General features: G+C 68.7%; 16 protein-coding genes and 2 pseudogenes. 13 read left to right on the top strand and 5 right to left on the bottom strand.

The window, feature by feature from the left end; all coding sequences use genetic code 11:
* Positions 1 to 206: 206 nt before the first annotated feature.
* Both J7E96_RS03900 and J7E96_RS03895 read left to right on the top strand, forming a co-directional pair.
* Positions 207 to 7,472: a polymorphic toxin-type HINT domain-containing protein gene (locus J7E96_RS03900; RefSeq protein WP_215127422.1), complete on the top strand. Its 7,266-nt coding sequence runs from the start codon at positions 207 to 209 to the stop codon at positions 7,470 to 7,472.
* Positions 7,473 to 7,474: 2 nt separating this feature from the next.
* Entirely contained in the window at positions 7,475 to 7,846 is a 372-nt protein-coding gene (locus tag J7E96_RS03895; protein ID WP_215127420.1) for a DUF6188 family protein, read from the top strand.
* 125 nt (positions 7,847 to 7,971) lie between these two features.
* On the opposite strand, the pseudogene J7E96_RS03890 reads toward J7E96_RS03895, so the two are convergent.
* Positions 7,972 to 8,255, bottom strand: a pseudogene (locus J7E96_RS03890) (tyrosine-type recombinase/integrase); the annotation flags it as partial.
* Between the two features lie 72 nt (positions 8,256 to 8,327).
* Positions 8,328 to 10,063, bottom strand: a pseudogene (locus J7E96_RS03885) (IS481 family transposase).
* A 606-nt stretch (positions 10,064 to 10,669) separates the two neighbouring features.
* On the opposite strand from J7E96_RS03885, the gene J7E96_RS03880 reads away from it, so the two are divergent.
* The 6 genes from J7E96_RS03880 to J7E96_RS38100 all read left to right on the top strand — a co-directional run bounded on the left by J7E96_RS03880 (position 10,670) and on the right by J7E96_RS38100 (position 13,803).
* Positions 10,670 to 11,917 (top strand): helix-turn-helix transcriptional regulator, encoded by a 1,248-nt coding sequence (locus J7E96_RS03880; protein ID WP_215127418.1) that lies wholly within the window; start codon positions 10,670 to 10,672, stop codon positions 11,915 to 11,917.
* A gap of 157 nt (positions 11,918 to 12,074) precedes the next feature.
* A complete protein-coding gene (locus tag J7E96_RS03875; RefSeq protein ID WP_215127488.1) occupies positions 12,075 to 12,419 on the top strand; it encodes a hypothetical protein in 345 nt (114 codons plus the stop codon).
* Between the two features lie 51 nt (positions 12,420 to 12,470).
* Positions 12,471 to 12,647, top strand: coding sequence for a toxin C-terminal domain-containing protein (locus J7E96_RS38675; RefSeq protein ID WP_215127486.1), 177 nt, complete (start codon positions 12,471 to 12,473; stop codon positions 12,645 to 12,647).
* Entirely contained in the window at positions 12,644 to 12,934 is a 291-nt protein-coding gene (locus J7E96_RS03865) for a hypothetical protein (RefSeq protein WP_215127416.1), read from the top strand. The genes J7E96_RS38675 and J7E96_RS03865 overlap by 4 nt, the downstream gene beginning before the upstream one ends.
* A 137-nt stretch (positions 12,935 to 13,071) precedes the next feature.
* Positions 13,072 to 13,476 (top strand): MerR family transcriptional regulator, encoded by a 405-nt coding sequence (locus J7E96_RS03860; RefSeq protein WP_215127415.1) that lies wholly within the window; start codon positions 13,072 to 13,074, stop codon positions 13,474 to 13,476.
* A gap of 18 nt (positions 13,477 to 13,494) precedes the next feature.
* On the top strand, positions 13,495 to 13,803 hold the full coding sequence (locus J7E96_RS38100; protein ID WP_285439399.1) for a co-chaperone YbbN: 309 nt from the start codon (positions 13,495 to 13,497) through the stop codon (positions 13,801 to 13,803).
* A 69-nt stretch (positions 13,804 to 13,872) separates the two neighbouring features.
* On the opposite strand, the gene J7E96_RS03850 is transcribed toward J7E96_RS38100, so the two are convergent.
* Positions 13,873 to 14,469, bottom strand: coding sequence for an HD domain-containing protein (locus J7E96_RS03850; RefSeq protein WP_215127413.1), 597 nt, complete (start codon positions 14,467 to 14,469; stop codon positions 13,873 to 13,875).
* On the opposite strand from J7E96_RS03850, the gene J7E96_RS38095 reads away from it, so the two are divergent.
* From J7E96_RS38095 to J7E96_RS03830, 5 genes are all read left to right on the top strand, one after another.
* Entirely contained in the window at positions 14,468 to 14,602 is a 135-nt protein-coding gene (locus J7E96_RS38095) for a hypothetical protein (RefSeq protein WP_285439398.1), read from the top strand. The genes J7E96_RS03850 and J7E96_RS38095 overlap by 2 nt on opposite strands.
* A gap of 51 nt (positions 14,603 to 14,653) precedes the next feature.
* The gene (locus tag J7E96_RS03845; protein WP_285439397.1) at positions 14,654 to 15,535 is read left to right on the top strand and encodes an NAD(P)-dependent oxidoreductase; all 882 of its coding nucleotides are present in this window, start codon (positions 14,654 to 14,656) and stop codon (positions 15,533 to 15,535) included.
* Between the two features lie 42 nt (positions 15,536 to 15,577).
* Entirely contained in the window at positions 15,578 to 15,982 is a 405-nt protein-coding gene (locus J7E96_RS03840; protein WP_215127411.1) for a MerR family transcriptional regulator, read from the top strand.
* 18 nt (positions 15,983 to 16,000) lie between these two features.
* A complete protein-coding gene (trxA, locus tag J7E96_RS03835) occupies positions 16,001 to 16,330 on the top strand; it encodes a thioredoxin (protein WP_251069332.1) in 330 nt (109 codons plus the stop codon).
* 150 nt (positions 16,331 to 16,480) lie between these two features.
* Positions 16,481 to 18,790 (top strand): ATP-binding domain-containing protein, encoded by a 2,310-nt coding sequence (locus J7E96_RS03830; RefSeq protein ID WP_215127410.1) that lies wholly within the window; start codon positions 16,481 to 16,483, stop codon positions 18,788 to 18,790.
* Here J7E96_RS03830 and glgB read toward each other — a convergent pair.
* Positions 18,777 to 21,332, bottom strand: coding sequence for a 1,4-alpha-glucan branching enzyme (gene glgB, locus J7E96_RS03825; RefSeq protein WP_215127408.1), 2,556 nt, complete (start codon positions 21,330 to 21,332; stop codon positions 18,777 to 18,779). The two genes, J7E96_RS03830 and glgB, sit on opposite strands and share 14 nt — an antisense overlap.
* 211 nt (positions 21,333 to 21,543) lie before the next feature.
* The gene (locus J7E96_RS03820; protein ID WP_215127406.1) at positions 21,544 to 23,067 is read right to left on the bottom strand and encodes a phosphotransferase; all 1,524 of its coding nucleotides are present in this window, start codon (positions 23,065 to 23,067) and stop codon (positions 21,544 to 21,546) included.
* Between the last annotated feature and the right edge of the window lie 33 nt (positions 23,068 to 23,100).

Genomic DNA, 23,100 nt, shown 5'->3' with positions numbered 1-23,100 from the left:
CACCGGATATGGGGAGCCTGGATACGTCTTGACGGGAATAAGGGACCGCAGGCGGTAATTGTGACGCTACATGTCGTGATCATTGTCACTTGATCACGTTTACTCTCGCTTTACAGCGGCACACCCCCGCAGAATCGCGCTGTTTTCCGATCTGGGTTCATTTGAGCTCCGCCCAGGCTCCGTTCCAGCGTCCGGGGGGACTCTCCATGCCAGTTATGCCGTCCGTACGCCGACGCCTGCGTGCCGTTTCGGTGCCGGCCTGCGCCGTGCTGCTCGCTCTGATCTTCCCGGCCCAGGCGATAGCCCTGCCGCCGGACCCCGCCCGTGACGAGGTGCCGCGTGAGGCGTTGGTCCTCGAAAGCCTGCCAAAGGGGCGCTTCGTTCCCGAGAAGAGCAGCAACACCGGCCTCGGGCGCATCGGAACTCAAGCCCCTCTGAACCTGGTCCAGGCCCCGGCGGACACCATCACCCCGCCCAAGGCAGGCACCGGCGACGTCACCTTCAGTGCCGCCGTCCAGCCCGCTTCGTTCACCACCGGCTCGACAACGGCAACCCCTGTGGCGCTCCAGCCCGCCGACGGCCTGCCGGTCAAGCTCGGTCAGGCGCCCGACGTGGCAGCGCCGACGGGGACCTGGCAGGTGTCGATCGCCGACCGTGCGGAGCCGGTCTCGCAGGGGGTCGACGGCGCGCTGCTCACAGTGACCGCGCCCGACTCCGGTGCGGTTCCCGTGGCCGTCCAGCTCGATTACCAGGCGTACCAGAATCTCTACGGTGCCGACTGGTCCTCCCGACTTCGCTTCGTCCAGTTCCCCGATTGCTACCTGACGACCCCCGCCGTTGAGGCGTGCCGGGAGTATCAGGAGCTGGAGACGGTCAACGACCCGACGGCCAAGTCGATCACAGCCACGGTGGACACGGCCGCGGACGGCGGTGTGTCCCCGGTCGTGGCGCCGCAGGACACGAGCTCCGGAGTCATGCAAGCCGCCTACGTCACGCCCGCCGCCACTGGCGGGAACAAGGCGGTCCTCGCCGCGATGGACTCGGGCGCGGGCGAGGGAGGCTCCTTCAAGGCCACCCCGCTCATCTCCAACGGCCAGTGGGCGGCAGGGAGTTCCTCCGGTGCCTTCACCTGGTCGTACCCCATCACCGTGCCGTCGGCCCCGGCCGGCCCCGCCCCGAAAATCGCGCTGGGTTACAACTCTCAGGCGGTCGACGGCAAGACCGCCACATCCGCGCCTCAGGCCTCCTGGGTCGGTGAGGGCTGGGACTACGACCCCGGCCATATCCAGCGCCGCTACCGCACCTGCAAGGAAGACACCAAGGACGTCGGCGGCGACTCGCCCAACAACACAACCACCAAGACGTCCGACCTGTGCTGGGTCTCGTACAACGCCGTGATGTCACTGGGCGGCAAGACGGTCGAGCTGGTGCGTGTGGGGGAGCCGGCAGCCGGCGAGCCCGACCTCTACCGCCCGAAGGACGACGACGGCACGCGCGTCGAGCGCAAGACGGGCGGCACCAACGGCGACAACGACGGCGAGCACTGGGAAGTCACCACCACCGACGGCACCACGTACTTCTACGGACTGAACAAGATCGGCGGCGGGCACGCGGACACCGGATCGGTGTTCACCGTTCCCGTCTTCGGCAACCACCCCGGTGAGCCCTGCCACGCGTCGACCTTCGCGGCCTCGCGGTGCAACAGCGACACCCCGAAGCAGCAGGCGTGGCAGTGGGGCCTGGACAAGGTCGTCGACGTCCACGGCAACGCGATGATCGTCAACTGGCACCAGTCGACGAACTACTACGCGGTCAACAAGAAGACCGAGACCCCGGAGAAGTACGTCCGGGGCGGGCTGCCCGACTCGATCGAGTACGGACTGCGTGACGACAATCTCGGAGGCACGCCGACGGCCAAGGTCAACTTCTCTCTCGCTCAGAGATGCCTGCAGAGCGCCACGGTCTGCGCGTCGGAGAACTTCGACAAGACTGCCGACCCTGCCGCCTACCGCCCCTGGTGGGACAGCCCCGGCAGTCTCAACTGCAAGTCCGGCTCCAAGCTCTGCCCGGCCTTCCCCTCGTTCTGGAACCGGCTGCGCCTCGGCAAGATCGAGACCTTCGCCCACCGCCCCGGAACGACCGGCCTGCAGCGGGTCGACACGTACGTTTTGAACCACGCGTTTCCTAGAGACTGGTACGACACCTCCCCGGGCCTGTGGCTGAACTCGATCACGCGCTATGCCTACGCCCCCGGAGCCACCACCGGCACGCTCATGACCAAGTCCGGTGTCAGCTTCGAGAAGTACGTGGTCGGACCGAACGACCCGCTCAAGCACCTCAAGGATCAGCAACTTCCCAACCTCGTTCCCCGCACCAGCACGGAGAAGCGCCCCGGGTTCAAGCGCCCGCGCATCGGCGGCGTTTCCACCGAGCACGGGGGTGACATCGAGGTCATCTACCGAGGCGGCTGCAAGGTCCAGCCGAGTGTGGCGCCCGAGAGCAATCACGGCACCTGCTACCCCGTCCGCTGGTCCCCGGACGGCGAGGCGAAGCTGCCCAAGCTGGCCTGGTTCAACAAGTACGTCGCGGACACGGTGATCGAGACCGACAAGATCACCGGTGTGTCGAGCCGGGTGGTGACCAAGTACAAGTACGCGGACCCCGCATGGGGCAAGAGTGACGACGAGTTCACCAAGCCCGAGCTGCGCACGTACAGCGAATGGCGTGGCTACCAGACGGTGACCACGATCAAGGGCAACGAGACCAAGAGCGCCAAGAGCACCGACCCCGAGACCCAGTCGTACGCGGTCACCCGCTACTTCCGGGGCGCGGGCGGAGCGGTCAAGGACTCCACCGGCAAGGTCACCCTCCTCGCGGACGACCAGGACCAGTTCGCCGGAATGGTCGCCGAGAGCATCAGCTACAGCGGAGCCGGCGGCACCGTCCTGACCCGGACCCTGAACACGCCGTGGTCCGAGCAGACGGCCTCGCGCACCCGCGACGGAGGCGCCGGAGCGCTGCTCGCGCACCGCTCGGGAGTCAAGCGGACGGACGCGATCCAGACGGTCGGCTCCACCAGCTGGCAGGCGGTGCGCAGCGAGACCGAGTACGACGCCGCCTACGGCCTGCCCATCCAGACGCAGACCGCCGTGGTCAAGCCTGACGGCACCGGCGAGACGCTGAGCGACTACTCCTGCACGAAGACCGAGTACGCGCACAACACCGCTTCACACCTCATCGGCCTGACCAAGGCCGTGCGGACGACGGCCACCTCCTGCGACGGTTACGCCGCCGCGGACCCAGCCACCCAGCTGATCAGCGCGACCCGCACCCTGTACGACGGACTGGCGTACGGCGCGGCCCCGGTGAAGGGGCTGGCCACGTCGGTCGCCGACACGAACGGCGAGGGCACCTCGTACGCGGTCATCACCTCCATGCAGTACGACCCCCTGGGCCGCATCCGCAAGGTGACGAAGCCACTGGTGGGTACCACGGAGACCCAGTACACGCCGGGTGACACCGGTGGCCCGGTCACCGCGATCAAGACCATCAACCCCAAGGGGCACTCGAACACCACGACCTTCGACCCCGGTCGCGGCCTGCCGCTGACGATCGCCGACGCCAACGGCCGTACGGCGCGCAACGAGTACGACGCCTTCGGCCGACTGGTCAAGGGCTGGTCCCCGGCGCGCTCCTCCGGCACCCAGCCGGCGGACGTGATCATCTCGTACCAGATGGCCGACGCCTCGCCCACGGTGAACAGGCCCTCGGCCGTAACCGTCCAGACGCTCAAGGACGACGGAGGCTACGCCAAGCAGGTCACCATTTACGACGGCCTGATGCGCCCCGTCCAGACCCAGTCGCAGGCGCACGGACCGGGGCGGATCATCACCGACACCCGGTACAACGACCATGGCCAGGCCTGGGAACAGACCAGCGGATACCTGGCCAAGGGGGAGCCGGCCATGGCGTTGTTCAAGCGCCAGTCGGACAGCCTCGTCCCGAGCCTGACCAGGACGTTCTTCGACGGTCTCGAACGCCCGGTGCGGGTGGCGACCTACCACGGCACGAAGTTCCTCCACAACGACACGACGACGCACGGGGACACGACCACCTACGTCCGACCGGCCGGCGTCACTCAGCCCGCCACGAAGACGTACACCGATGCCCTCGGCCGCGTCACGAAGATCTTGCATTACACGAACACCGGCTCCTCTCTGTCGCGTGCCACGTCGTACGACTACGACGCCCGGGGCAACCGGAACAAGATCACCGACCCGGCGGGCAATGTCTGGTCCTTCGTCCATGACGCTCGCCGCCGGGTCGTCTCGAGTACGGACCCGGACACCGGCAGCACGACGACGGGCTACGACGCCGCCGACCGGGTCACGAGCGTCACCGACCCGGTGCGGGGTTCCGTCTACTCCTCGTACGACGTGCTCAGCAGGGTGACGGCGGTCCGCGAGGGCTCCCCCACCTCCGCGCCCGTCAAGGAGTTCACGTACGACACGCTGCCCGCCGCGCTCGGCCTGCCGGTCGCCTCGATCCGCCACGACGCGAGCGGCGACTACGTCAACCGCGTCACCGGCTACGACATCGGCTACCGGCCGACCGGTAGCGAGACAGTCATCCCGGCGAACACGATGACCACCGGGGTGTCAGGCACCTACGCCTACTCCCACACCTACACACCGACCGGCAAGCCACTGACGACCACGCTTCCCGCCAAGGGCGGCCTGGCCGCGGAGAAGATCGTCACCCGCTACAACGAGGACGGACTGCCGCAGTCCACGTCCGGCGACACGTGGTACACCGCGGACGTCACCTACTCGGCCTACGGCGAGGCGATGCGCACGGTCAGCGGTCCGCAGCCGTACCGGGTGTGGACCACCAACTTCCTCCACGACAACACCGGCCAGCTGCGTCGCACCGTTGTGGACAGGGAGACGGCGAACTCGCACCGCGTCGGCGACGCCCGCTACTCGTACGACAATGCGGGAAAGATCACCTCCTTCGGCCAGAAGCTCACCGACGGAAGCCTGTCCACCAACGACAACCAGTGCTTCACGTACGACGCGATGGGCGAACTCGTGCACGCCTGGACCTCGAACGTGGCGTCCTCGGCGGGTGGCGCGGCCTGCAAGAGTCAGGACGGTTCGTCGTGGGGCTACCGCACCGATGGCCTCGCAGTACGCGGACCGGTCGCGGAAGCACCAAACGCGGTCGCCGACACGGCAGCCCCGGACGCGGCTCTCACCGCCTCACTGAACGGCGCAGCCCCCCTGGCGGGCACCGTCTCGGGCGGTACCACGGGCTACTGGGACAGCTACACCTTCGATGTCATCGGAAATCGGGCCGGACTCACGATCCACAACCCGGCCGACTCGACGAAGGACATCAGCCATTCCTACGCCTACGGGAGAACCGTCGCAGGCAACGGCACCGCGCCCCCCGCCAAGACCCAGCCGCACACACTGGCGTACGTGACTTCCACGCCTAGCGGCAGTGGGAGCGTCTACACGAACGACTCCGCGGGCAACACAGAGGTCCGAGACCTCCCGGCCGCGACTCAGCGGCTGACCTGGACCCGGGACAACAAGCTCGCCACCATCACGGACGACGGCGTCACCACCAAGTACGTCTACGACGCCGCCGGCAACCGCCTGCTGGAGAACACTCCTTCGGGCAGCGTGCTCTACCTCGGCGAGACCGAGCTGACGACGGCGGCGGGCAAGATCACTCGCGCGACACGGGCGTACTCCCACCCCGGCGCCCCGATGGTGCTGCGCTCCACCACGAACGGCGCGGCGACCGGCCACAAGCTGGACGTCCTGATCAGCGACCACCTCGGTACGGCGACCACGGTCATCGGCATGGGCGCGACCCAGCCGGTAGCCCGCCGCGCGTTCAAGCCGTACGGAGAGATCCGCGGCACCAAGACGTCGTGGCCCAACACCCGTACGTATCTGGGCGTCGGCATCGACGACCCGTCGGGCCTGACCCACATCGGTGCCCGCGAGTACGACCAGGCGGCCGGACGCTTCATCTCGGCGGACCCGGTCATCGATTTCGCCGACCCGCTCCAGATGAACGGCTACGCGTACAGCAACAACAGCCCGATCAGCTCGTCCGACCCATCGGGCCTGTTCTGCGACGGCTGTGGCATGGACGAGGGCTCGGCCTGGACCCCGGACCACGGCCCGGGCTGCACGACGCAGGGCTGCTACGACACGGACGGGGACTACCTCTACAACCCCAACACCTCGTCCACCACGACCACGTCGACGACCACCACGTCGCCCAAGCCCGCGACGCCCGCCCAGACCGTCAACATCAAGACCGACGGTAAGGGCGTCACCTGGGTCGCGGGCATGCGCCTCCCCTCAGCCCAGGAACTCGCGGCCCGCTTCCCGTTCGCCAAGACCGAGGAAGCGCGCCTCAAGCAGTGGGCCCAGGGGAAGTGCTATCTCCCTGAGGACCAGGGCAGCAGTTTCTGCGGGGCCGCCGAGCAGTTGGGCCTGGTCTCGTACGAGCAGTCGGCGTCCCAGAAGGTCGTCACGGCGATCATCGTGGGCGTCGTCGGCCCGGACGTCGAAGCATGGCAGGGCTGCCTTGGCAGCCCCAACCTTTCCGATTGCGGGGCCGCCGCTCTGGATGTGCCCATATTCAAGGTTCTTAAGGGACTAAAGGTCACTCACAAGGTCATCGACAAGATCGACGACATGTGCGAGATCAACAGTTTCGTACCGGGGACGCTCGTCCTGATGGGTGACGGAACGACCAAACCTATCGAGGACGTCAAGGCCGGCGACAAGGTACTTGCCACCGATCCGGAAACCGGAAGGACCCGGATCAGAGAGGTAACGGCGACGCGCGAGGACACGGCACAGAAGGATCTTGTCCGCGTGAAGGTCGACACCGACGGGGAATCCGGTGGAGAAACCGCCGAGATCACCACCACGGCGGGCCACCCCTTCTGGGTTCCCGAACTCGGCGAATGGCTTGACTCAACTGACTTGATCGCCGGTCAGAGCCTTTCGACCGGGACGGGCTCCCAGGTGCGGATCTCGGCAGTCACGCGTGAGTCGCGACCCGCAACAGTGCACAACTTCACGGTCGCTGAACTCCACACGTACTATGTGCTGGCGGGCTCGACGCCGGTACTCGTTCACAATTCGACACCGTGCCCTACTGCCATCAATCTTGGTTCGCGTCCCTCTGGCGTCGGTGACGATTGGGTGGGGCGGGGTGCTGATAACGGAAAGGGAATCGTGTGGCAGAAGCCTGGGTCGACTGGAAATGCTGACATGGTTCGCGTGATGGATTCGACCGGCAGGTATCCGGATGGCTATGTGCGCTTCCATAACAAGAGTGGCCAGCCGATTGGACTCGACGGGAAACCCGGCTCGAAGGCGGATACGCATATCCCGATGAATCCTGATGGCACTTATCCACTTCCCGCGGGGTGGTAGGCATGAACCTGAACCTTCGAGGTCAAGCAGTTACCCGCGTCTGCTTCGACGCGGCTCTCACGGTCCTGACCAGTGGGGATTGCGAACTCCGCGTCGAGACCGAGGCGATTCTTCAAGCCTCGGCTGGGGATCATGTGTCTTTCGATCCAGAATCACCGGAAGTTGCGGCTCCCCATCTCGTCAGACTGGTCCGTGACGTGATTGCTGAGGCTGAAGTAGGAGGAGTCGGTGATCTCGTGATCGAATTCGAAAGCGGCACGAAACTGACTGTCCTGCCGGACGAGGAATATGAGGCTTGGGGGATTGTCGGGCCTAAGGGGAAGCGAGTGACCTGCATGCCCGGAGGGGAGATTGCGATGTGGAGTGGTGAGTGATATCCGGCCGTAACAGGAGAACCTGATCTCGCATCGCACCTGTATGCAGGAGCAAATTTGTGGCCCCGTCGGGAGCGTTCCGACGGGGCCACAGAGGTGTCTGACGGCAGTAATTGACGGCAACATCAGTGGACGGGTGCTGCGCACAGCGGGGGGTCGTCGCTGCCGTCGGGCTGACTGTTGGCCTCAGCGGGGTTGCGGAGGGCGTGGCCAAGAAGGTCGATGGCGTCGCGCTGGAGGCGGAGCCGGACGTGGGCGTAGACGGTGGCGGTGACGCCGATGTGGGCGTGGCCGAGGAGTTCCTTGATCACGACGAGATCGACGCCCTGTTCCAGGAGCAGGGTGGCGGTCGAGCGCCGGAGGTCGTGGAAGCGGATGCGGCGGAGAGGCCGGCCTTGCGGAGGAGGGTGGTTCAATCCGAGCCTGTCGAGTCTCAGTTGATGATTGACGGGTTGGCGTCGGGTGATGCTTGACGTCTGCCCTAGACGATCTTCCGGCGGTTGTGTTCGCCGGAGTTGCGGACGACCACCTCCTTCCTGGTGACGCGCGGGACGGTGGTGATCAGTTCTTGGTCGTGGAAGACGCGGATAGTGTCCTCGCTCAGGTGGGCGGTGACGACCTGGTGGGCATAGCCGCGGCCGAGCTGGATGCGCTGTCCGGCGACCATGAAGCCGCCGACGTTGCTGACGGTCCGCTCGGCGATCTGCTCGGCGGGCGGTGGCAGCTGCGGCGGTGGGCCGGCCGGACGGCCGCCTTGCGGGCGTCCGCAGGCGGAAGGCGGCAGCGGGCTGGGCAGGGTGGCCTGCAGGACACGCTGCTCGTTCAGGACCTGCAGGACTTTGCCGTCGAGGCGGAGGGTGACCCGCTGTCCGGCGAACGGCCAGCCGATCAGGACCTTGTCGCCGCCCAGGCCGACGTAGCCGACCGCGTTGACGGTCCGGTCCACTTCCACCACGCCGCCGGCGGTCCGCGCTGGGCCGGGGTCGTCCACCCAAGGTCGCGCGGGACGGGCGCCTCCGCCCGCCAGCAGGGCTTTGAGGTCCCGGCCGGACAGCTTGGAGGGCAGGGTCTTGTGCCGTGCGCCACCGATGAGCACATGCAGCCGGTTCACGTCGATCCGCAGCATCACCGTGGTGCCGGCCAGGGCCGGACCGAGCCAGATCTGCTGCCCGCGCAGGCTCAGATTCCCCGACGTCGGCACCACCCGCTCCACCTCGACCGCACCGACCTCACCCTCGGCCATCGGCCAGGCCCGTGCCACCGGCTCTGGTTCAGGCTCCGGTTTTGCGGGCGCCGGGGCGGGGACCGGGTCGAGGCGGGCGGGCAGGACCACCGGCAGCGCGTCCTGCTCGGACAGCGGCCTGGGCACGAATCTGCTGGCCGGGACGGCCATGTCCAGTGCCTGGTGCGGCCGCATCCGGTTGTAGTCCTCCAGCCATCCGTCCACCGTCGTCTGCGCGGCCTCCAGGTCGGCGAACGGCTCGCAGGCATCGAGGAGTTCACGCCGCAGGGTCTGATGAAACCGTTCGATCTTCCCGGTGGTGGTCGGGGACTGCGGGCGGGTGAGCCGGTGGGTGATGCCGTTCTCCCGGCAGATCCGGTCGAACATCGTCTCCCCGGGCTTGCCCGGCGAGAACCGGGCGGTGAACTGCTTGCCGTTGTCGGTCAGCACCTCTTCGGGCGCTCCGAACCGCTCCAGCGCTTGACCGAAGGCCAGACACACCGTGAGTGGTCGTCGATCCCGGTGACCACCTTGCACTCACTTCCATTGGCCAGCAGGATGCCGCCGACGATGTCCATCTGCCACAGCTCCATCGCCGCCGACCGCTCCCACCTGCGGTAATCCGACCGGCGCCGCCTGCGGACCCCGGGCTCGACCAGGCCGTTGCGGATCAGAACCCGATAGACCGTCGCCCTGGAGGGCACTGGTGTGATGCCTCTGCGTTCCAGCTCGTGCACCAGTCTGCGCGGACCCCAGCCGGGATGCCGGCGCCGCAGCTCACACACCACCGCCTCCACCTCCGCCGCGATCCGGTGCGGGCACGAGGCCGGCCGATGCGACCGGTCCGCCAGCCCCGGCAGACCCGACTGCTCGTACTTGCGCACCCACGAGTGCACCGACTGCCTCGACACCCCATACCGGGCCGCGACTTGAGTGACCGGAACCCCCGCGGCGACCTCCATCACTGCGTGATACCGCTGCTCGACCACGCTCAACTCCACCAGCACGGCCCCGACCCTCCCCGCGCACGCCAATCGGACGTGCACAGCCAAGCCGAGGCAAGCGGTGTCAAGCATCAGGTGAAGCCACAACGTCAAGCATCAACCGAGACAAGACATGGTTCAATCCGAGCCGAGCTGTTCAGAGTTTCTTTACTGGTTCAAGGCGGTCCGCTGGCGCGGGCCGCGCGCGCTCCGGCCCGGCGGGGCCGCCGCCCGCTCCTGTCTCCGCCCCGCCGGCGACGACCCTGCCGGTCCGGGCGCGCAACAGCCAGCACAGCAAGCCACCTGGGGCCCTACCCCAGACCCCGGCCCTCCCTCTGAGGGGCAGCGGGGCCGAGTGCGGGTGCGGCTTCGTCGTGGTGAGTGGTCGCGGGTGGGGTCCCTCGTCGCCCGGTCACCGGAGGCGTACCAGGAACCCCCGGGGGCCGCCAAGGCCGAGCGCACGCGTCACGGTGTGAGCCTTGGCGGCCCCCGGGGAACCCTGGCACGGCGAAGCTGCCCGACCGACGAGGGACCCCTCCCGCTCAGCCCGTGATCCTGCCGGAGCCCGGCCCGCCGACTGGTCTCCCGGCGTACCGTGGGGTCGGAGGTGGTGAGTTGATGACTACGGAACTGGCCGACAACGTCCGCAAGTACCGGCGCCGCGCGGGGATGAGCCAGGAGGAACTGGCCCACAGTGCAGGCGTGTCGCCGGGCACCGTACGCAAGGTCGAACAAGGCGGCACCGTCCGCATGGAGACCCTGCACATCCTCGCCCGTGCACTGCATGTGACCACCGCGACCCTGCTGGCCCCGGACGCCCCACAACCCGTCGGACGGGGAGAGGATCCGAACCGGGTCAACCTGATCCAGCTCCGCGCCGCCCTCACCCCACCCGTGGGACTTGCCGACACGGACGGCGAGAGGGCCGAGGAAGAACCGAACCTGCGGCGCTTCCGCCGCACCGTCCACGACGGCGCGGTGCTCTACCACTCCGACAGCTACCAGAGCGTCGCCTCCCAACTGCCCGCCCTCCTGCGCGACGCCAACACCGCAGTTGCCCACTTCGACCACGGCGAAGAACACCACCAGGCCCTTCTGGCCCGCGCCGAGGCGATGCAACTGGCCGGCCGCTACCTGACCCAGGTACGCCAGTACGACCTCGCCTACACCGCCCTGTCCCACGCGATCACCGACGCCCGCCGCACCGGGGACACGCTCACCGCGGCCTCTGGCGTCATCGGCATGTGCTGGCTCCTGCTGCGCCAGGGCCGCCTGGACGAAGCCGAACAACTCGCCGCCCAGACCGCCGACGTGATGGAACCGAGGCTCTCCCGCGCGACACCGGACGAGTGCGCGGCCTGGGGATGGCTTGGCCTGCGCGCCGCCGCAGCCGCAGGCCGCAACAACCGCCCCCAGGAAGCCCGCCAGTACCACCGGGTGGCCACCACCGCCGCAGCCGCCGTGGGCCGGGAGCACACCGGATCGTTCTTCCGGCACTGGACCACCTTCGGGCCGCTCACCGTCGGGATGAAGGGCGTCGAGGACGCCATGGTCCTGGGCGACGCCCGCACTGTCGTCCGCAAGTCCAGCGAGGACGCGATGTCGCCCAAGGCGTGGAAGTACACCGGCAGGCCGAGCGACGACAACTGGAACCGCCACCGGCTCGATGTGGCCCGCGCCCACGCCCGCACCGGCGACCTGACGACGGCTATGGACGAGCTGGCCGGCGTCCGCCGCGCCTCCCCCGAATGGCTGCGGCACCAGCGGATGGCCGCCGAGACCATGCAGGAGATTCTTAAGAAGCGCAAGCGCACCCTCACCGCCGACATGCGCGAGATGGCCGACCACCTGGGCGTCATCGGCTAACTGCCACGTAGCGCAACACGTTCCGCACCGTGTGTCACCAACTACCGTGGCGCGTACCTGGGGTGGCGGGCGGTCAGTGCCTACGGTCCTTGTGTCTCTATCAGCGACCCAGGCCCGGGGGTACACGGTGAACCAGCCCAGGAGCGACGCGGACCGCATGCGCCGCAGGGATCTCCACGACACGGCAGCAGGACTGCCAGGCCCGCGCCTGCTGCCGTGGACCACCCCCGAGGGGAAGCCCTGCTACCTCAGCACCGACGGCCGCGGCTACCTCTCCACCCTCGCCGACAACATCGAGTCGGTGCAGCTGGGCATGGGCAAGGAGCTGCTGGAGTACGCCCGCGACACCACGGCCCCCGGCGCGAAGAGCCTGTCGGCAACCGAATACCGCTGGCTGGCCTGCCGGTTGACCGAAGCTCTGGCCGACGCGCTCCGCGTCGCCGACTCGCGCGGGCAGCGCCTCCGGGACCCGGAAGAGGAGGAGGCGGACGAGGGTGCCTGACTCTGCGGACACCGACGCACCGGTCCGCGACTCCGCACGGGGGCGCTACCGATTAAGGAACAGACGGTATTCACGAACGGGAAGACGTTTATCTCGCAAGATATTGGTAACGGCGATGGCTCGCATAATGGTGGAACCTGGAAGATTGCGAAATCGGTGGAGGACTTGGGAGCGAAAGCGACCAGGACGGCCACTACAGACGCACTCTTGAACAAGATCGGTTGTTGATCAGTATGAGCGGCGACGGCGCCAACGACCAAGAGCTCTATTGGGGCATCGATGTTCCAGGCCTGACCGAGGAAGACGCGTCTCGGTTGGCGTCGACCATCAGGAGTAGCGGGTTGAGTCCTGAGCCGATTTTGGTCAACCCTGAAATGTTTCTGACCCTTCGTATCGACCGGGAAACAGCAGGGGCGTTGAGGTCGGCATTGCTGCGAACTCAGCTGAATCCGATCATCGACGGCCTGCGGGAATCAATCGATGATTGGCTGGATTCCACTGCCGAAGACCTGTGAGGTTCGTCGATGGCAGTGGTGCGGCTTGGTGCTGGAGGCTGAGCCGGACGTGGCGGTCACGCCTGAGTACTGACCATGACGTTGGCCTGCGAGGGAAGCTCTTGCCTTGACGTCGACGTCAAGGATTACCGTCGGCCATGAGAATCGGCGAGCTGGCGGAGCGGGCGGGGACGACCACCCGGGCGCTGCGCTACTACGAGTCCCGCGGGCTCATCCCCGCCCGGCGCGCGGTCAACGGCTACCGCACGTACGACGAGGAGGACCTGCGGCTCCTCCAGCAGATCCGGACCCTTCAGGACTTCGGGTTCGACCTGGAGGAGCCCCGTCCCTTTGTGGACTGCCTGCGGGCCGGCCATCCGGCGGGGGACTCCTGTCCGGCCTCGCTGGACGTATATCGGCGCAAGCTCGACGAACTCGACTCGCTGATCGGGCAGTTGGGCGCCGTACGCACGCAGGTGGGCGCCCAGCTCGCCCGTGCGGAGCTCGAAGCGGGAGCGGCAATACCCGGTGGTCCCGAGCCGCGCTGTGAACTGACGGACTGACGGACTGAGGAGATACTGATGGTGCGAGCAGTGGGTGTGGACGCGGTCACGGACGCGACCTTCGACGATGAGGTCCTGAAGGCCGGTCTTCCTGTTCTTGTGGAGTTCACGGCCGACTGGTGCGGGCCGTGCCGACAACTCGCGCCCGTACTCAGCGACGTGGCCCGGAAGGAGATCGACAAGACCCGCGTCGACCAGGTGCTGGCAGGCCTGGCCCCCTTCGACGAGAAAACCCTCCTCGACGACCACACCGAGGCACCGGACGCGGCGGAGTCGCGGGACCTCCCGGAGGCCCGGAACGACGACAAGGCCCCGGCGAAGGTGTGACCCGCTGACGCGCTGACCCGCTGACGTGACCCGGCCGGTACGGAACCCGATTCCGCACCGGCCGGACGACTATGCGTCGAGCGGGTTCACGACGATTCTGGCGGCGATGTTGTTACGTACCGCCGCTGCCGCCGAGCTGTCCGGCTTACGCTCCGCCTGGTTGCGGAAACACGACAGGAACTCCTCGGCGAGGCCGTGCCGGGGGTAGCGTTCCAGGACTTCGGCCCGGAAGCCGGCAGGGAAGTCGTCCACGTTTCGGCCCGAGATGTCCGTACTGGTTGAGCGCTCCAACAGGTGGCCCTCGGCGTCCATGGCCACGTCGACCTGATCCCACATGTGCCTGACGATCACCTCCGACAGGCGCGTACGGCGCTCCGCGGGCCAGCCGGCACCGGCTGCGAACACCCACGCCACGTGCCCGCCGGCCTCATCGAACGACACTGTGTGGTTGTCGAACTCAGTCGCCAGGCCGATGTCATGGAGCATCGACGCCACATACAGCAACTCCGGGTCGAACGTGATGTCTCGCGACGAGCCGTAGGCCGCCGCCCATATGTAGGCGCGCGCCGAATGGTTGAGGAGCGCAGGGGAACAGTAGGCGGAGGCCACTTCGAGGGCTGCGGCGCACGCGGAGGTACTGGGGATCACCAGATCATCGAGTTTCATGCCGCTGATTGTGGCCTCCGGGATCGAACTGCGTGGACTGGACCCGCAGGCTCTCGACCCGCAGTCGCTGTCGACGCACATCCGGGAGCACATCTTCGCCACCATCACCGAGCTGAGCGTGTACGGGTACTGACTAAAAAGTGGGTACTTGTCGGATGGGCTGCGGCGCCGAAGCATGGTGGTCATGACTTCACACGATCTTGTTCCCGTTACCGTCATCGGGCTCGGCGCCATGGGGCGCGCGCTCGCCGGTGCTTTTCTCGATGCCGGGCATCCCACCACTGTCTGGAACCGTTCCGCCGGCAAGGGTGAGGACCTCGTCGCGCGTGGCGCGGTCCTTGCTCAGACCGCCGAAGAGGCCGTGCTGGCAAGTGAGTTGACCGTCGTGTGTGTTGTGGATTACGACGCCTCGCAAGCCATCCTTGAGCCGCTGGGTGACGTCCTCGCCGACCGCGTGCTCGTCAACCTCACCTCCGACTCGCCGGAGCGGGCCCGTACGGCCGCCGCCTGGGCGGACGCGCACGGCGTCGCGTATCTGGACGGCGCCGTGATGGTGCCGACCTCGCTCGTCGGCGGGCCGGAGGCGCTCATCCTCTATGCCGGGTCGCGGCCGGCTTTCGAGAAGTACGAGAGTGCCCTGAAGGCGCTGGCCGGCAACGCCGCCTACCTGGGTGAGGACCACGCCCTTGCCGCCGCCTACGACCTGTCGATGCTCGACTTCTTCTACGCGAGCATGTCCGGGCTCGTGCACGCCTTCGCCCTGGCGCGCGAGGACAACGTGGCGGCCCAGGCCCTCGCGCCGTATCTGAACACCATCACTGCCATCCTGCCGCCCATCGCCGCCGAGATGGCGTCCGCCATTGACGCGGGCCAATACGACGGAGACGAGGCCAACCTGAGCATGATGACCGCGAGCGTCGACCACCTTCTGCACATGTCGCGGGACCGCGGCCTCGACACGGGTCAGCTGGAGGCGATCAAGTCCGTCGCCGACCGTGCGATCGCCAAGGGGTACGGGGCCGACGGCTGGGCGAGCACGTTCGAGGTGCTCAAGCTCAAGGGCTGACGTCCTTGCCTTGACGTCGGCGTCAAGGATTACCGTCGGGGCATGCGAATCGGCGAGCTGGCGCAGCGCGCGGGGACGACCACCCGCGCACTGCGCTACTACGAGTCCCGCGGGCTCCTCCCCGCCCGGCGCGCGGTCAACGGCTACCGCACGTACGACGAGGAGGACCTGCGGCTCCTCCAGCAGATCCGGACCCTTCAGGACTTCGGGTTCGACCTGGAGGAGACCCGCCCCTTTGTGGACTGCCTGCGGGCCGGCCATCCGGCGGGGGACTCCTGTCCGGCCTCGCTCGACGTGTACCGGCGCAAGCTGGCCGAACTCGACGTGCTGATCGGTCGGTTGGACGCCGTACGCACGGAGGTCGGCGCCCAGCTCGCCCGTGCGGAGCTCGAAGCGGGAGCGGCAATACCCGGTGGTCCCGAGCCGCGCTGTGAACTGACGGATTGACGGACTGAGGAGACATTGATGGTGCGAGCAGTGGGTGTGGACGCGGTCACGGACGCGACCTTCGACGATGAGGTCCTGAAGGCCGGTCTTCCTGTTCTTGTGGAGTTCACGGCCGACTGGTGCGGGTCGTGCCGACAGCTCGCGCCCGTACTCAGCGACGTGGCCCGGGAGGAAGCCGACCGGGTCAAGGTCGTTCAGCTGGATGTGGACTTCAATCCCGAGACGACGCTCCGGTACGGCGTGCTGTCGATGCCGACGCTCATCGTCTTCCGTGACGGTGAGCCGGTGAAGCAGATGGTCGGCGCCCGGCCCAAGCGAAAGCTGCTCCTGGAGCTGGCGGACGCGTAGCCGAGCGACAAGCTGCCACAGGCAAAAGAAATACCCCGGGGAATTGACACCCGGGGTATTTCTCTGCGTATATTGAGCGTTTCCGTGACTTCGTATAAATTGGGTCACAGAGGTGCCGTGTGAACACAGCGTAGCTTGTTGGGAGCTGAATTGTCAACCGAGGAATTTCAGAAAGAGCAGGAATTCATCACCGGTCTCTACGCGCGCCTCGATGACCTGCGTGAAGAGGCCGAGTTCGCCGTGCAGTCCGCGTTGACGCAGGTGAGGACCGGCCAGCAGGCGAAGCTGGAGCGGGATGTGCTGGTGGCCGAGCAGTCCGGGCTGCTCGCCGCATTCAATGCGGGAGAGAGCGGGCTCTGCTTCGGACGGCTCGACTTCCAGGACGGACGCCAATACCACATGGGGCGTATCGGAATCCGGCAGAACGACGCCGAGCGCACGCCACTCGTCGTCGACTGGCGGGCCGACATTGCCCGGCCCTTCTATCTCGCGACCGGTTATTCCCCGATGGGCCTGCGCCGCCGGCGCCACATCACCACCGAAGGCCGCACCGTCACCGCTCTGCACGACGAAATCCTCGACCTCACCGACACCACCCGCACCGGCTACGAGGGCTCCGCCGCCGACACCGTGCTGCTCGCCGCGCTGGACGCGGCGCGCTCCGGACGGATGCACGACATCGTGCAGACCATCCAGGCCGAGCAGGACCGCATCATCCGCGCCTCGCCCCAGGGAGTCCTTGTAGTCGAGGGCGGCCCCGGCACCGGAAAGACCGTCGTTGCCCTGCATCGCGCGGCGTATCTGCTGTACGCCTACCGTGAGCTGCTCGCCCGTCGCGGTGTGCTGATCGTCGGGCCGAATCCCGCCTTTCTCGCCTACATCGGCGAAGTGCTGCCCTCGCTCGGCGAGACCGGGGTCCTGCTCGCGACCGTGGGCGAGCTCTTCCCCGGCGTCGCCGCCACCGGTACTGATACTCCCGCTGCCGCCGAGGTCAAGGGCCGCGTCGCGATGGCGGACGCCCTCGCCCGTTTCGTACGGGGCCGGCAGACCGTGCCCCACCCGGGCATCGAGATCGCGCACGACGACGGCACGCTGGTGCTGGACCGGGCGATGGCGGAGGACGCCCGGGCAGCCGCCCGCCAGACCCTCCTGCCGCACAACCTCGCCCGTCCCCACTTCGCCTTCCGGATCATCGACGCGCTCACCGACCAGCTGGCCGACCGGATTGGATTCGACCCGTACGGCGGCCCCAACTTCCTCGGCCCCGACGACATCGCCCAGCTCGGCAAGGCCATCGCGCTCAGCGACGAGGTGCACGCGGCCATCGACTCGCTGTGGCCGCCGCTCACCCCGCAGCAGCTGGTCGCCGACTTCCTCGTCGATCCCGTTCATCTGCCCGACGTTGATGCCGAGTTGATCCGGCGCGACGGCGGCGAGTGGACGCCCGCCGACGTGCCGCTCCTCGACGAGGCCGCCGAACTTCTCGGCGAGGACGACTCGGCCGCGCGGGCGGCCGAGGAGGCCGAGCGGCAGCAGCGCATCGCGTACGCCCAGGGCGTGCTGGACGTCGCGTACGCCTCCCGAAGCTACGAGTTCGAGGACAAGGAGGACATCGACAAGGACGCGTCCGAGATCCTGGGCGCGCAGGACATCGTCGACGCCGAGCGGATGGCCGATCGCCACGAGGAGGCCGACCACCGCAGCGCCGCCGAACGGGCCGCCGCCGACCGCACCTGGGCCTTCGGTCACATCATCGTCGACGAGGCGCAGGAGCTGTCCGCCATGACCTGGCGGCTGCTGATGCGCCGCTGCCCGACGCGCTCCATGACGCTCGTCGGCGACCCGGCCCAGACCGGGGACGCGGCGGGCTGCGACTCCTGGCAGCAGATCCTCGACCCGTACGTCGGGAGCCGGTGGCAGCACACCCGGCTCGGCGTGAACTACCGTACGCCCGCCGAGATCATGGAGGTCGCGGCCGGTGTACGGCGGGCCGAGGACCCGGCCTTCGAGCCGCCGGGCTCGGTCCGCTCCACCGGTGTACGCCCCCGTGCGCGCGCCACCGAGCCGGACGACCTCGCCCGTACCGTCGCCGAAACGGTGGCGGACGAGGCACCGGCGGAGACGGAAGAGGGACGGCTCGCCGTCGTCGTGCCGCGCGAGCTGCACCCGGCACTGGCCGCCGCCCTCCCCGACGCCGCGCACGGCCGCGCACCCGACCTCACCAGGGCCGTCGTGCTCCTCGACCCCCGGCAGGCGAAGGGCCTGGAGTTCGACACGGTGGTCGTCGTCGAGCCGGGACGGATCCTCGCCGGGTCGCCGCGCGGCGCCAACGACCTGTACGTGGCCCTGACCCGGGCCACGCAGCGCCTCACCGTCGTACACACGGGAGCCCTTCCCGAATGCCTCCGGGAAGGGCTCGCGCAGGGACGGACAGCGGACAAGGGGATCAGGCCGGCTTGAACCACACCGTCGCCAGCGGCGGCAGTGTCAGCTCCAGGCTCGGCCGGCCCCCGTGCGCCCCGCCCGGCTCCGGCTTGAGCGGTTCCGTATTGCGTACGTCGCTGCCGCCGTACCGGGCCGCGTCCGTGTTCAGGACCTCCGTCCAGGCCGGGATGAGGTCCGGGACGCAGAGCCGGTAACCGTGCCGTACGACCGGCGAGAAGTTGGAGACCGCCAGCAGCGGGCCGCTCTTCGCGTCGAAGCGCAGGAACGCGAAGACATTGTCCTCGGCGGCGTCGCCCAGCACCCACGAGAAACCGTCGGGGACCGTGTCCAGCTCCCAGAGGGCCGGCGTGGCGACGTACAGCTGATTGAGGTCGCGGACCAGGTCACGTACGCCCCGGTGGTCCGGCTCCGCCGAGTACGCCGGGTCCAGCAGCCACCAGTCGGGGCCGTGCCCCTCCGACCACTCCGCCCCCTGGGCGAACTCCTGCCCCATGAAGAGGAGCTGCTTGCCGGGGTGCGCCCACATGTAGCCGAGGTACGCGCGGTGGTTGGCGCGCTGCTGCCACCAGTCGCCCGGCATCTTGCTCACCAGGGCCTGCTTGCCGTGCACGACCTCGTCGTGGGAGATGGGCAGCACGTAGTTCTCGCTGTACGCGTACACCATCGAGAACGTCATCTCGTTGTGGTGGTACTTGCGGTGCACGGGCTCCTTGCTGATGTACACGAGCGAGTCGTGCATCCAGCCCATGTTCCACTTCAGGCCGAAGCCGAGGCCGCCGCTGTCGGTCGGGCGGGTCACGCCGTCCCACGCGGTGGACTCCTCCGCGATCGTCACGACGCCGGGGTTGCGGCGGTAGACGGTCGCGTTCATCTCCTGGAGGAAGGAGACGGCGTCCGGGTTGTCGCGCCCGCCGAACTCGTTCGGCGCCCACTCGCCGTCCTCGCGCGAGTAGTCGAGGTAGAGCATCGAGGCGACCGCGTCGACGCGCAGCCCGTCGATGTGGAACTCCTCGCACCAGTACGTGGCGTTCGCGACCAGGAAGTTACGCACCTCCGGGCGCCCGTAGTCGAATTCGAGCGTGCCCCAGTCGGGGTGCTCGGCGCGCCGCCAGTCCTCGTGCTCGTACAGGTTCGGGCCGTCGAACCGCGCCAGCGCCCAGTCGTCCTTCGGGAAGTGGGCCGGGACCCAGTCCATGATGACGCCGATGCCGGCCCGGTGCAGCGCGTCGACCAGGTAGCGGAAGTCGTCGGGCGTGCCCATGCGGGCGGTCGGGGCGTACAGGCCGGTGACCTGGTAGCCCCACGAACCGCCGAAGGGGTGCTCGGCGACCGGCATCAGCTCGACGTGGGTGAAGCCGAGGTCGGCGACGTAGGCGGGGAGCTGTTCGGCCAGCTCGCGGTAGCTCAGGCCGGGGCGCCAGGATGCGAGATGTACTTCGTAGACCGAGAAGGGCGCCTTGTGGATGGGGCGGTCGGCGCGGTGCGCCATCCACTCCTGGTCGTGCCAGGTGTGGTGCGAGGCGGTGACGATCGACGCGTTCGCGGGCGGGCACTCGGTGCGGCGGGCCATCGGGTCGGCGCGCATCGTGTGGCTGCCGTCGGGACGCATGATCTCGAACTTGTAGAGCGCGCCCTCGCCGACGCCGGGCACGAACAGCTCCCAGATCCCGGACGAGCCGAGGGAGCGCATCGGGAACCCGGTGCCGTTCCAGTAGTTGAAGTCGCCGCTGACGCGCACGCCGCGGGCGTTCGGCGCCCAGACGGTGAAGCGGGTGCCGGTGACGCCCTGGTGGACCATCGGCTGCGCGCCGAGCGCCTGCCACAGCTCTTCGTGGCGGCCCTCGCCGATGAGGTAGAGGTCGAGCTCGCCGAGGGCGGGGAGGAAGCGGTACGGGTCCTGGGCCTCGTGCTCGATGCCGTCGTACGTGACGAGCAGGGTGTACTCCGGCGGTACGGCGTCCAGGGGCAGTACGCCGGAGAAGAGGCCGTCGCCGTCGTCGTGGAGTTGCGTACGGTGGCCGTCGGCCAGGACGGTGACGGCCTGGGCGAAGGGGCGCAGCGCGCGGAAGACGACGCCGGTGGGTGCGTTTGTTTCCTGGAACGGGTGGGCGCCGAGGAGGCCGTGCGGGTCGTGGTGGCCGCCTGACAGGAGCCGGTCCCGGTCACTGCCTTCGAGGGCGCCCGGCCGCCGCTTCTTGGGCGTGGGGGGCTTCGCGGGCGTGTCGCTCTCGGCGTCCTGCACGGCCTTCGGCGCGGAGTCCGGCGGTCCTTCCACCGGCTTCGGGGCCCGGCGCGGCTTGGCGGTCTTGGCCGGCTGCGCCTTCGAACGGCCGCGCGCGCCGGTGCCCGGTCCGCGCCCGGTTTCGGCGTCCTGGGCGGCCTTGGGCGCGGAGTCCGGCGGTCCTTCCGCCGGCTGCGGGGCCTGCGGCGACTTGGCGGCCTTGGCCGGCTTCGGGGCCGTGGCGCGCTTGGCGCGCTTGCGGGGCGGGGTGGGCGGATTGGACGGTGCGGGCTGCTCGGCGTCGGGGGACTTGCGGGACGGTGGACGGGGGGTCACGGGTGCGGCCTCCTCGGGAGGATCCGGTCGGGTGCGGTGGACGGGGTCGGGGTTGCTGAATCGCGCCGCGCGAAGGCGGAGGTGCGGGGGCACGGCGGGCCCGCCGCGCGCCGGAGCCACAGGCGGGCCCGGCCGCGCCCGGCCAACTGGGTCGCGCGCATTTTCAGCGGAAGGAAAGGATCCGCCGGCCACGCCCTGGGCATGCGCTGGGTCATGGTGTGGGTCCTGGGGTGCGGTCGGTGGCCGGGGCCGGGCTGCTGTTTCTCGGTGAGCCCAGCGGTGGGGAAGTGGACGAGGCCAGGCGGTGGATGGCCGCCAGGGGGACCGGGAGCCAGTCCGGGCGGTGCCTGGCCTCGTAGAGGACCTCGTACACCGCCTTGTCCGTCTCGTACGCCCGGAGTAGCTCCGGTTCCTCGCGCGGGTCCGTGCCGGAGGCCTTCGCGTAACCCGCGCAGAACGCGTCGCGGCACCGCGTCGCCCACTCCGCGTTCCACGGCTGGTGGGAGCGGGCGGCGTAGTCGAAGGAACGCAGCATGCCCGCCACGTCACGTACGACCGGCTGCGGGCGGCGCCGTTCCGTGAGCGGGCGCGACGGCTCGCCCTCGAAGTCGATCACCGACCATTCGCCGCCCGGTGCGCGCAGCGTCTGACCCAGGTGCAGGTCGCCGTGGACGCGTTGGGCCGGCCACGCCCTCCCCGCCCGCCCCCGCGCCGCGAACGCGTCGAAGGCGGTGCGCAGCGCCGGAACGTACGGGACCAGCGCCGGCACCGCCTGCGCCGCCGCGTCGAGGCGTTCGGTCATCGCCGCGGCCAGCAGTTCCGTCTGCTGCCGGCGCAGGGTGACGGTGGGCAGGGCGCCGGCCAGCGCCGTGTGCACCTCGGCGGTGGCCCGGCCCAGGGCCTGGGCGTCGGCGGTGAAGTCGTTGCCGACGGCGAGGGCCCGCAGCGCACGCTGCCAGCCGTCCTCCGAGCCGCGCAGGAAGGGCTGGAGGACCCCGAGGGTGTACGGCTCGTAGGGATCGTCGGCGTTGTCGGCCTCGTACCAGGCGACCGGCGCCGGCACCCGGTCGCAGCCCTTGTGGGCCAGCGCGAGCGGCAGCTCCAGATCGGGGTTGGAGCCGGGGCTGACCCGGCGGAACACCTTGAGGATGAACGAATCTCCATAGACGAGGGAGGAGTTGGACTGTTCGGCGCCCAGCGGCCTGGGAGTGAGGCCGGGCGGGATTTCCACCGACGGATCGCGCTCGAAGCGCAGCGCCCCCGGTGCGCCCGTGTTGCGCAATCGTTCCAGCAGCAGGCCGGCCAGGCGCGGGTCGAGCAGTGCGTCGTAGACCGTGAGGCCGGCCAGCGGCCCCTCCTGGACGTGCCCGATCAGGGCCTGCGCCAGGCGCGGCGGCAGCGCGGACCGTACACCGAGCAGCAGTTGATAGCAGTCGGCGACCGGCGGCGCCGGTGGGCCGTGGGTGGGCCCGGCGGGCTGCTGGACGCTCACCAGCAGATGCAGCAGGCCCGGAGCGCCCGAGGCCCCCGCGCCGGAGCCGCCCCTGGCGGGCAGCAGTTCCGTGGCGGCGACGAGCGAGAATCCTGTGACCGGGCGTCCCTTGCCCGCGAACCACCGCTGCCTGGGCAGCCATTCGTGCAGCAGCGGCGCCAGCGAGGGGAGCAGCGCCGGTGGAGGGGCTGGAGGAGTGGCGCGGCGGGCGGCCGTACTCCGGATGGATGCAGCCTCCGACATGGCATCGCGTCCTTTCCCCGGGCACACCACAGG

The sequence above is a fragment of the Streptomyces sp. ISL-96 genome, from assembly GCF_018614035.1.
Taxonomy (GTDB): Bacteria; Actinomycetota; Actinomycetes; order Streptomycetales; family Streptomycetaceae; genus Streptomyces.
This window is presented reverse-complemented; position numbering and strand designations above follow the sequence as displayed.